This window comes from uncultured Arcticibacterium sp., from assembly GCF_964021845.1.
Lineage (GTDB): Bacteria > Bacteroidota > Bacteroidia > Cytophagales > Spirosomataceae > Arcticibacterium.
Genome location: NZ_CAXHZC010000003.1, coordinates 20,488 through 32,475, shown reverse-complemented (window position 1 = coordinate 32,475; position 11,988 = coordinate 20,488). Strand labels below are relative to the sequence as shown.

Annotated in this window: 7 protein-coding genes; 2 read left to right on the top strand and 5 right to left on the bottom strand. The window is 37.3% G+C overall.

Going from position 1 to position 11,988, the window contains the following annotated elements:
• Positions 1-24: 24 nt before the first annotated feature.
• The 5 genes from AADJ06_RS09675 to AADJ06_RS09655 form a co-directional block, all read right to left on the bottom strand.
• The gene (locus tag AADJ06_RS09675) at positions 25-594 is read right to left on the bottom strand and encodes a hypothetical protein (RefSeq protein WP_341226240.1); all 570 of its coding nucleotides are present in this window, start codon (positions 592-594) and stop codon (positions 25-27) included.
• Positions 595-677: 83 nt separating this feature from the next.
• The gene (locus AADJ06_RS09670) at positions 678-2,171 is read right to left on the bottom strand and encodes a RagB/SusD family nutrient uptake outer membrane protein (protein ID WP_341226239.1); all 1,494 of its coding nucleotides are present in this window, start codon (positions 2,169-2,171) and stop codon (positions 678-680) included.
• A gap of 24 nt (positions 2,172-2,195) precedes the next feature.
• A complete protein-coding gene (locus AADJ06_RS09665) occupies positions 2,196-5,204 on the bottom strand; it encodes a SusC/RagA family TonB-linked outer membrane protein (RefSeq protein ID WP_341226238.1) in 3,009 nt (1,002 codons plus the stop codon).
• Between the two features lie 352 nt (positions 5,205-5,556).
• Positions 5,557-6,873, bottom strand: coding sequence for an MFS transporter (locus AADJ06_RS09660; protein WP_341226237.1), 1,317 nt, complete (start codon positions 6,871-6,873; stop codon positions 5,557-5,559).
• A complete protein-coding gene (locus AADJ06_RS09655; protein ID WP_341226236.1) occupies positions 6,866-7,501 on the bottom strand; it encodes a hypothetical protein in 636 nt (211 codons plus the stop codon). The genes AADJ06_RS09660 and AADJ06_RS09655 overlap by 8 nt, the downstream gene beginning before the upstream one ends.
• Positions 7,502-7,918: 417 nt before the next feature.
• Here AADJ06_RS09655 and AADJ06_RS09650 point away from each other — a divergent pair, with 417 nt between their 5' ends.
• On the top strand, positions 7,919-8,920 hold the full coding sequence (locus tag AADJ06_RS09650) for a LacI family DNA-binding transcriptional regulator (protein ID WP_341226235.1): 1,002 nt from the start codon (positions 7,919-7,921) through the stop codon (positions 8,918-8,920).
• A gap of 91 nt (positions 8,921-9,011) precedes the next feature.
• Positions 9,012-11,981, top strand: coding sequence for an FAD-linked oxidase C-terminal domain-containing protein (locus AADJ06_RS09645; protein ID WP_341226234.1), 2,970 nt, complete (start codon positions 9,012-9,014; stop codon positions 11,979-11,981).
• Positions 11,982-11,988: the final 7 nt, after the last annotated feature.

Sequence of the window (11,988 nt, the reverse complement as noted above, 5' to 3'; positions counted from 1 at the left end):
GATGTAGGGTTTTCTGAGCATGATTTAATTGAAAAAGAAAGTTTTTACTCTTTCTTGAGAATTTAACGTTGCTGGCTTCTTCCAAACAATGAACCCTTCGATAGGTTTTATGATACTTTGATCAAAAGGACTTTTTACGTTTCCTTTTATTGTGACAATACAGGCTTCATTATTTAACTGCTTAAGCTGGAAACTACCGTCATTTATGATGTAACCCTCACCCTTTAATTCGTCTTTTCGGCCTATTAAAAAGGAGCCGTGCATTGATTCTACTTCGGTTAAACCTTCTTTAAAGTAAACGGTTTTGTCTCCTGCTTTATACCAATCATTCTCTTCTAAGCTTATAACTATATTCCCTCCATCTAAGTTTCTAAGATTAATAAAGCAGGAAGGCTCGTTTAGCGTAATAGTACCATTAAAAGGGACTTGTGTTGGATAAAAAGCTTCTTCGTCAATTTTTATGTTTACAGTCATCTGGTCGGCCTCTAGTTTTTGTAAAGCCTCAAAAATTTGAGTATCCCATTTTGACTCTGAACTGCTTTGACATTGGCTAAAAAGAAAGAAGGAGAAAAGAAAAAGGAGGTAGTTTTTCATTTTTAATTTGGAATTCAAGTCAAATAAAATAAAAATGCTCGAAACTAGTTCGAGCATTTTTAAATATTAAAGAAAAGGCGATATTAATATCCTTCGTTTTGCTCTAAGTTTGGATTAGATACAATGGCTGATGATGGAATTGGATATAAAATAGTATAGTCATCCTGAATCAAAGTTCCGGTTCCTGTGGTATACTTACCAAACCTTACTTCAGTTGTTCTTTTTCCTCCTTCCCAGTATAGTTCACGACCAATTTCTTCAAACATTGAATTTTCATCAAGGCTAGATAATGACTGAGCATCACGCTTAGCTCTTAAGTCATTAATCATTGCCAGTGCTCCAGATGTATCACCAGAACGCATCATTGCTTCTGCTTTCATAAGATAAGCTTCTGCAAATCTCATTAGAATATATTTTCCTGCCCTAGCTGGGTGATACTTAATAGCTCGAATTCCTTTATCAGTAGGAGTACCGGCTAAGGTTACATCACGCGTAAACTTCAGAAGGTTTTTAGATCTTGAATCGGTAATTGGGTCACCATTATCGTCATACTGCTGACCAATTAAGAAACCAAAACCAATACCTGACATGTCAGTTCCGTCAGCTTCTGCCGGAAGTCCTTTTCTTATATCTCCATCTTCAAAGGTATCGTAGAAGTCGGCTAAAGTAGTAAAACCATTCCATCCTGAAGGATTTTGATCATAATGCAATGTCATCATCCATCGGTTTTGTGGGGTTCCCTCCGCAGAGTTAAGAATAGTTTCTGTATTGCCCTCATCTTCAGTAAAGTTAGAGAAAAAGTCGTCATTGATAGCATACCCGTCTGCAATGATAGCATCTACATATCCAATAACTTTTGCCATATCTCCATTGTCAAAGCTATATGGTCCAGCCGGAGATGCGGCAGTGTATACAGCCTTGTTTAAGTAAAGCTTAGCTAACAAGAAGTTAGCAGCTGCTTTGTTTGCTTTTGCTTGAAGAGGTTGTGGACCCATTGCGTCAAGGCCAGAAACTGCTGCTTCTAAATCAGAAACTATAAAGTCAAAAGCCTCTGTTCTTGTTAGTACTCGCGGATCTACATCAACACCCTCTGTAACTTCTCTAAAAGGTACTTTACCCCAATAGTCCATTACATGAAACATATTTAATGCTCTCAAAAATTGAGCTTCTGCCTTTTGGGCAGGAGATGGGTTTGAGGCAATGATTTCATTACACTTATAAGCTCTTTCGTTTAATTGATTCCAAGCTCCTAAAACCGCTGAGTGCGTAGCATCCCAAGTATGTTGGTCTAAGGTTCTCCAAACTCCGTTGTCACCCCAGTCAACTCCTCTAGTAGGAGGAATCATTTCAGCTGTTGGGTGTTGACCCAGAGCGTAAATGTTACCTTGGTCTGTGTAAGCACCTAAATCTTTGTAAGCTGAAATTAAAAGTTCTGTTGGGTCACCGGCTGCAAAACCGTCTCCATCACTTACTGCAACAATTGTATCTTTTTCGTTATTTATTAGGTCTGTACATGCAGTCATCATGAAGATGCCGCAGCTCGCTAATAATATATTTTTTATTTCTTTATTTTTCATTTTTTCTAATATTTATAGTTTTTCTTAGAATGAAATATTTGCTCCAAGCGTCCAAGTTCTAGCTCTAGGATAAGCTGTATAATCTATACCGAACGAAGGAATACCATTAAGAGATTTGTTGGTACTTACTTCAGGATCCTGACCGCTGTACTTCGTAAAGGTCATTAGGTTTTGACCTGTAACGAATAATCTAAGGCTTGATATTGCATTACCTGCACTTAAAGGTACGCGATATCCAAGGTTAAGGTTCTGAAGTCTTACAAAGTCACCTTTCTCTAAGAAACGAGTAGAAACGTCTGGAGCATTCCAAGGTCCTTCGTTAGTATCAAGAACGTCTTTTGTTACGTTACCTCCGTTATTTAAAGCACCTTTAGTGAAGAATGCATTTCTTGTGTTTGAGTATATATAGTTTCCAAATACACCATTAAAGAAGACACTTGCATCAAAGTTACCAAAAGTGAAATTATTAGTTAATCCAGCTGTTAAAGTTGGAAGTGGACTAGAGCCTACAAATTGCTGGAAGTCACCTTGAGGGTATATGGAGTTTCCGTTTTCGTCAAATCCACCAAACTCACGTAAGAAGTAGGCAAACATTGGTTGACCTTCAGCTAAACGCTGAGCAAAGGCACCTGTTAAACCTTGACCATTTATTTCTCCTGTGTCATACACACCTTTCAAGTTTTTGATAAGGTTCTTGTTATATGCACCATTTGCTAATACTTCCCAAGTAAATTTCTGATTGTCAACAGCAATTACATTTAAGCCTAACTCAACACCTCTGTTTTGAACATCGGTATCTAAGTTTTCCCAAGAGAAAGGGTTTGGAGCTGGCTGGGCAGAGTTAACTTGGAATAAAAGGTCTTTCGTATGCTTATCGTAGAATTCGATATTACCACTTACTCTGTTATTTGCAAAAGCAAAATCTAAACCAACATTAAGAGCGGCAGTTGATTCCCATTTAAGATCTGGATTTTGGAATGCTACAAAATATTGACCTCCACCTGTAATAGTGGTAGCTCCTTGGTCTGCAGACCAGTTACCATAACGAACTCTTTTCTGAAATAGGTTGTGAGGTATGTTTTGATTACCAACCACACCGTAACCAACTCTAAGAGCTAAGTCTGAGAATACGTTTTTAGGAACGAAGTCTTCGTCTATTAACTTCCATTTAAATGCTCCAGAAGGGAAATAACCATATTTGTTGTTTCCACCAAATTTAGTAGAACCGTCAATTCTTAAAGTTCCAGTTACTAAGAATTTGCCCATATTTAAGTTTAAACGACCAAAATATGACTGTAATTCGTCTTTTTCAGAAGAAGAGTTAGACACAAAGTTATTTACCGCCTGAGATGCATCAGCGGAAGCAAGGTTATTCACCATAAGGTCTAAATCAGAAGTACTGAAGTTAGCTAAGTTTGAACCTTTGTAGTATCCATCAAAGCTTTGGTAAGAGTACCCTAATAAAGCATTAAGCGTTACGTTTCCTAAATCTTTGTCATACGTAAAATAGTTTTCCCAAAGATTGTTGTCTGTTTCTATATCTGTAATATAAAGACGTCCAATGTCAACAACACCATCTAGTACTAAGTCTCTAGAAAACGCATTTTTTCTACTAGAGAATGACTTGTCAAACCCTAAAACAGTTTTGAATTTTAAACCTTCTACTATCTCTAACTCAGCGGCTAAGTTACCTAAAGCTCTAAGAGTGTTCGTTCTGTCTTTATTTAAATTGATGATTGCTACCGGATTGGCTAAAGTAATTCCAAGCTGGGTATAGTCACCATTTGTATATACAGGCATTGTTGGGTTTGATTTTAAGATTCCTCCTAAAAGGTCACCCGTATATCCAGAGTTTTCAGAAATACCTACTCCTTTGTCCTGTGTGTTTGCAAGGTTAATATTAGAAGTAATGTTCAATTTATTATTGATGAATTTCTTTCCGCCAGTAAAACCTACAGAGTATCTTTTAATAGATGAAGTTTCGATGATACCATTTTGGTCTAGATAACCTAATGAAAATCTATAGTTTCCTGTAGCATCACCGCCGCCATAAGAAAGGTTGTGCTGATGGGCAACACCCGTTCTGAATAGTTCATCTTGCCAGTCTGTAGAGCCACCTAAATCTTGAGCTGGGTTTGCAGCTGCAAATTCCTCAGAAGATAGAAGGTCATATTTTTTAGTGATATTACTAAATCCTAAAGAGTATCCGTAATCTAGTGTTCCTTTACCTTTACCTTTCTTAGTGGTGATTAAAACTACACCTTGAGCTCCACGAGCACCATATATAGCCGTAGCAGAAGCATCTTTAAGGATATCAATACTTTGAATGTCTGCAGGGTTAAGGAAGTTTAATGGGTTTTTTGCCGCTTGACGACCAAGCCCTTGGGAGTCTCCTCCACCTGATGTATTATCTCCACTAAGGGGTACACCATCAATTACAAATAATGGGTTATTACCACCATAAACAGAAGATGTTCCTCTAATACGAACGTTGATTCCACCACCTGGCTCACCAGAACTTTGCGTGATTTGAACCCCTGCTACCCTTCCTTGCATTAATTGCTCAGGAGATGTAACCACACCCTTTTGGAAGTCTTTTGTTCCAATAGCGTTAACTGCTCCCGTTAAATCTTTCTTTTTCACAGTACCATAACCAATTACAACAACTTCTTCTAAAAGTTGATCATCGTTTGCTAAAGTTACGTTGATAACAGAACGACCTTGAACAGCAACTTCTTGAGCTTGCATCCCAACAAAACTATATACCAAAGTTCCGTTTGAAGGAACGTTATTAATGGTATAATTTCCGTCAACACTTGTTGAAGTCCCTGTGGTACTTCCTTTCAATTGAATACTGACACCTGGCATTTCTTCGCCAGTGGCGTCAATCACTTTTCCACTTACATTAATGTTTTGAGCAAACGCCGTTAATGAGATAACACATAGCGTTAGTGTTGTAGCCACTAGCTTTGTGATTGACATCCCACCCTTTTGGAGTGTGCTCAGGCTTTTTTGGTAGAGCTGATTAATCATACTTGTTTAGTTTAATTTAGAATGTGTTTTGAATTCAACCTAACTCATCAATCCTTTGGGAGGAATTATGAGACCTATAATTTCGTAGACAAACGTACAAAAAGAAGAAGTCAACAAGCAAATATAGAAGCCGCAAAAATTGTATTTTTTGTAGAAATAATGTTTGCAAACGATTGCAATTTCTCGCAAACGTTTGCGAAAATTGAATTTTACAAAGGAATTACTTGAGAATTCTGTGATTTCGGAGTCTTTAGGTATTTAATGAGTTTTCTATGTATTTAAAAAGTAAAGAGGACTGCCCAAATTAATTGACAGTCCTCATAGAAAAGGAAGGTTTATTTAGGTTTGTGCCTTATTCTTTTATGGATGAAGTTGATTTTACTAAGCTCACTAAAACACCGCCAATAAATAAAAAAGCACCAGCTCCCATTAGTGCTAATTGAGGATCACTTTTTAGTAAATTTTTATAAATAAAAGGGAAAGTGAAGGTTTCAATCAACATGGGTATTACAATAAAGAGATTAAAGATTCCCATGTACACGCCAGTTTTGTTAGAAGTGATAGCATTTGAAAGTATAATATAAGGATTTCCCATCATACTCGCCCACGCTAAGCCTAGTCCAAGCATAGGAATAAATATTTGCCACTGCTCCCCTAAAAAAGGGATAGAAAATAGGCTAAGTCCTGCTAATATTAGGCAAACTTGGTGGAGGTATTTAGGACTAAACCTTTTTGCTACTGCTGCCATTCCAAAAGCTGCAGCAAAAGCAATGAAGTTATAAAAAGCTCCAATTTGACCTGTGAGTATTTCTGAACTTCTAAACCCAACCGTAGATGGGTCAGTGGTGCCATAAAAAGTTTTAGATAAACCAAGAGTAATAAATTGCCAATAGATAAACATGGCGTACCAGCTGAAAAACATCATTGGTATCATTAGTCTCATATTTAATGGCATTGTTTTCACAGCTTCCCATATTTCGCTCAATGTTTTGGCTACGCCACCTTTCTCCGCTTTTATTTTTTTTATCTCTTCTTCTGTTAATGGAATTTCCTTTGTGGTTTTTAATGACCATAAGATACTACCAATAGAAACTACAGAACCAATCAAAAATGCAATGTAAGTGGTAGTGGGTATCCCGCTATCGCTTTTTGCGGCTTGACTCATGCCGAAAAATATTAAAATACTTGGGGTTAGATAGGATAAAGTTTGCCCTAATCCTGTAAATGCACTTTGAGAAAGGTAACCAATGGAATGTTGTGACTTGTCTAGCTTGTCACTTACAAAAGCTCTGTATGGCTCTTGTGTAATATTATTTGCCGCATCAAGAATCCATAAAACACTCGCAGCCATCCATACAGTACTACTAAATGGCATGATGAAAAGCATTAAGCTACATAGTATGGCACCAACAAAGAAATATGGTCTACGTCTTCCCCATTTGGAAACAGTTTTGTCAGAAATAGCACCAATAATAGGTTGGACTATCAAGCCTGTCATAGGTCCAGCTAGCCAAAGAAAAGGTAAATTGTGCTCCTCAGCTCCCAAGTAGGAGTAAATAGGACTCATGTTAGCCTGCTGTAAGCCGAAACTGTATTGCAAACCAAAGAAGCCAAAATTCATATTGATGATTTCTCGAAAGCCAAGAAGGGGTTTTACCTTTTTAAGCATATTTTTTTTCAATGTTATAATTGCTGTCAATAACTATGTCAGCATGCGATTTATATTTTTTTATAATGTTGTGCTCTATGCTCAAAACCTTTTCTATAAATGGGTCAAAGGCTTCACGACCTCTCTCCATTCTGTTTTTTAAAGTTTCTTTATAATCTCTGTTTATAAATACCAATACATCTAATTTTTCCAGTTCTCCTATATATGTACCTTCTACTATTAAGATTTTTTTATCCTTAAAGCTAATCGTTTTTTCCAGAAATTGATTTTCAGAAAATACACATTCTCGCCCAAGTGTTTCCTGATCATTAAAGAATGAAGTTATATGTCTATCGAGTTCATGTAAATCAACTTCATGCGGGCCTATATTATCGAAACTTTTAAGTCTGTTTTGATGATTTGTGAGTGGTGGTAGATGAAAATAATCATCCATTTGAAGGTAAGCTACTTCTAAGCCTTTTGTCTTAAAAGCTTCCTTTAAACCTAAGCCTGTGACAGATTTTCCACTACCAGATTCGCCGGTAATTCCTATTACCAGTTTGTCTTTTTTCCATTCAGAACTAATTTTATTGCAAAGCTTTAAAGCAAACTCTATGTAGTCTTTTTTTAAGGAAATTCTCTCTTTCATTTGAATGTTTTAGGGGTGATTTCAGGGTAAAAACAATGCTGTAGGAGGTTAGGTGCATTATATGAAACATTTAATCTCTTATATGATAAAGCCTTTGGTAGCAACACTTTTACCATGAGCGTTTAAAGTAGAAACTCCTAACCAAAAGTTTATTCTGTTGAGAAATCCATTACTTTTTATATCATATTTTTCTCTGGGCTTTTGGTTATGAAAAAAAACTGTGACTAGTGGCCACAGTTTTTAACTCTTTAACGTAAATTATCCTCGTAATTGAAAACAATTCATTTATTCAACCATTTATATGTCAAAAGTATATCTTGAATTTGTACAAAAAAAAAGAATTACATTGCAAACGATTGTGCAAACGTTCTTTGTGGGAAACTTTTTACAATAATCCGTATCTAAGAGAAAATTTGAATGAAAAGAGTAACAATAAAGGAGTTAGCTAAGGTTTTAAACCTCTCTATTTCAACAGTATCCAGGGCTCTTTCTGACCACCCAGATATTAGCCAAGACACAAAAAAGAAGGTTAGAGAAGCTAGCGAATTATATAATTATACGCCAAACTTAAGGGCGAGATACCTTAGAACAAAAAGCTCTGGTCTTATAGGCTTAATCCTGCCAGAATACCACATGTTCTTTATTCCTGAGATGATGAAAAGCATTTCTGAAGCGGTAAGTAAAAAAGGTTATTCACTCTTAGTTTTTCAATCAGACGACTCCTATCAAAAAGAGTTGGATTTGATAGAATATTGTAATCAGTTATCTGTGGACGGTATTATGATTTCGATAAGCTCTGGCTTTATTAATTCCGAAGAACTTTCAAAATTAAATAAAGACGGAGCTCCATTAGTGCTTTTAGATAAAATTCAAGAGAATGATGATATGAGTTCCGTAGGTATAGATGGAGCTGGTATTGCAAAAGAATCTATCAATTATCTTATAAAAAATGGGCATAGAAAAATGGGTGGTGTATTTTCTGACAGCAGTCAAATGATTACAGAAACGCGTTTGGCTGGCTTTAAGCAGGCTTGTGAAGAAAATAATATTGAACCTCTTATATTGATGATAAGTGATCTTGACCGTTTTGATGAAACGTTATTGAATTTTCTTAATGTAAACAAAGGCGTTTCTGCCCTTTTTGCAATGACAGATGAGCTTATGATGAGATGTCATAGCGGTTTACAGCGACATTCTTACAAAATCCCAGAAGATATTTCTCTCATAGTTATTAGTGACGGGGTGATGCCTAAAATTTTACATCCCAGAATTACACATTATTTTCATTCGCCTAAATTGGTGGGAGAAACCGCTGTGAATCTCCTTTTAGAACGAATTAAAGATAAAACCTGTCAAACTAAAACACTGAAGATAGATTGCAGTTTGGTTGAACTAGAGTCTGTTAAAGACTTAAACTAAACATTTGCTTACTATCTAATTTTCAAAGAATATTTAGTGTCTAAACTTTTAGCAATACATTTGCTTTAGGAAATTTAAAGGACACTATTACATGAACTTCAGCCAGATTACCAATAGCTTCAAAGGCGAATTTTTAGACGACAAAATAACCAAGACTTTATACGCCACAGACGCTTCGGCTTATCGAGAAGTGCCATTAGCGGTAGCTTTTCCTAAGGATGAAGAGGATATCAAAACCTTGATAAAGTTCGCCAACAAAAAGAAGGTGACACTTATTCCAAGAACGGCTGGAACTTCACTCGCCGGTCAGGTAGTGGGTAAAGGTATTGTGGTGGATGTGTCCAGAACTTTCACAAAAATATTAGAAGTTAATAAAGAGGAGTCATGGGTTAGGTTGCAGCCCGCTGTTGTTCGTGATGAGCTTAATCACCACCTAAAAGATTTTGATTTGTTCTTTGGCCCAGAAACCTCTACGGCAAATAGAGCCATGATTGGTGGTATGGTTGGTAATAATTCTTGTGGAACAAACTCTGTGATTTACGGCAGTACCAGAGATCATCTTCTCTCCGTAAAAGGTTTTTTGAGCGATGGTTCAGAGGTAGAATTCAAAAGTTTGACCACAGACGATTTTGAAGAGATAATTGAGAAGAAAAGGGTTATTCCTACGGCTAAGTTATCCTTAGAAGACAAGATTTATTTGAATGTCTTTGATATGCTTTCAAACAGTGAAGTTGCAGAAGAAATTAGAGAGCAGTTTCCTAAAAGAAGTATTCCAAGAAGAAATACGGGCTACGCTATTGATGAACTTTTAGAAACAAAGCCTTTCAATTCAGAAGCTAAAGATAACTTCAATTTCTGCAAACTGATAGCTGGTTCTGAAGGGACTTTAATGTTTATCACAGAAATCAAAATTCATGTCAATGAAATGCCACCAAAACATAAAGGCGTGGTGGCTGGGCATTTCAAAACTATTGACAATTCCCTACGAGCTAATATTATAGCATTAAAGTATAACCCGTCTGCGGTAGAACTGATGGACCATTATATTTTAGAATGTACCAAAGCCAATAAAGAACAAATGGCTAATAGGTTCTTTGTAGAAGGAGACCCTGCCGCTTTGTTATGCATTGAACTTTTTGGTGAGACCATAGAAGAAGTAAATGATAAAGCCGCTGCCATGGAAGCAGAAATGCGAGCAGCAGGTTTTGGCTATCACTTTCCTATTCTGTTTGGTGATGACATCAAAAAGGTATGGACCCTCAGAAAAGCAGGTCTTGGACTTTTGTCTAATTTACCGGGGGATGAAAAAGCAGTACCTGTAATTGAAGACACGGCAGTTGATGTAAATGATTTGCCTGCTTTTATAGAAGAGTTTAATGTGACTTTGGCAAAAAGAGGACTTAGCTGTGTGCATTATGCTCATGCAGGCTCAGGGGAGTTACATTTAAGACCGATTATCAATCTTAAAACTAAAGAAGGAAATCAACAGTTTAGAGATGTGGCTCAAGATATTTCTACGTTGGTGAAAAAACATAAGGGCTCCCTTTCTGGTGAGCATGGTGATGGTAGACTGAGAGCGGAGTTTATTCCTGAGCAAATAGGAGAGAAAAACTATCAGTTGCTTCGCAAACTCAAATATACATGGGACCCAAAAGGTGTTTTTAATGCCAATAAAATAGTGGACACTCCAGCCATGAACGAAATGCTTAGGTATGAGCCAGGGCAAATAGTGCCTAAGTTTGAGACCGTTTTTAGGTTCAAAGACCAAGACATTTTACAGCACGCGGAGCAATGTAATGGCTCTGGCGACTGCCGTAAAACAGAAATTAGCGGAGGTACCATGTGTCCAAGTTTCATGGCCACTAAAAACGAAAAAGATACCACTAGGGCCAGAGCAAATATTCTTCGTGAGGCTTTGACCAGAGAAAACGGTGAAGTTTCTTTTGAGACTATTTTAGGAAATGGCGAAGAGCGTTTTGATAGTAAAGAAGCTAAGGAAGTGTTAGACTTATGTTTGCTGTGTAAAGGATGCAAATCGGAGTGCCCGAGTAATGTAGATATGGCTAAGCTCAAAATGGAGTTTATGTACCATTACCAAAAGAAAAATGGTGTACCTGTTAGGTCAAAAATGATAGCCAATTTCTCAAAAATGAGCAAATTGGGTGCTATCATGCCTAGTGCTTATAATTTCCTTTTCAAAACGGAGAGCCTGCGTAGGCTGGGTAACAAGTTAGTAGGTTTTCACCCAGACCGCACCATGCCGCTGCTTCATGAAACTACCCTGAAGAAATGGTATGATAAAAATGCGTCGCAATTTCAAAGTGGGGATAAGGGCAAGGTTTATCTTTTCTGTGACGAGTTTACCAATTATAATGATGTGACCATTGGTCAAACAGCCATAAAGCTCCTGTCAAAATTGGGTTATGCTGTCATTATTCCTGAGCATGTGGACTCCGGAAGGCCGTATTTGTCAAAAGGGATGCTAGACGAAGGAAAAGAAAGAGCAAACCTAAACGTGGAAATGCTGCATGACATTATTTCTGAGGAAACGCCTTTAATAGGTGTGGAGCCATCTTGTATTTTAGCTTTCAGAGATGATTATCCAGAACTGGTCAATGAGGAACTGGCTGAAAAAGCCGAAAAACTAGCAAAAAATGCTCTGATGATAGACGAGTTTATTGCCAGAGAAATAGATAAAAAGAAGCTAGACAAGTCCATATTTACAGACGAAGAAAGGCTTATCAAACTGCATGGCCACTGCCAACAAAAAGCAGTAAGCTCTATGGTGCCGACAAAGAAAATGCTGTCGCTGCCGCCAAATTATAATGTGCAGTTAATACCAAGCGGCTGCTGTGGTATGTCGGGTTCTTTCGGATATGAAAAAGAGCATTACGATATCTCTATGAAAATAGGGGAGTTGGTGTTATTCCCAACGGTGCGTCAGCAACCAGAAGAAGTTATTATAGCAGCACCAGGAACCAGCTGCCGCCACCAAATCCATGATGGAACAGGGAGAAAAGCTTTGCATCCTGTGGAGGTTCTTTGGGGGGCTTTGAGGTAGGAGATGT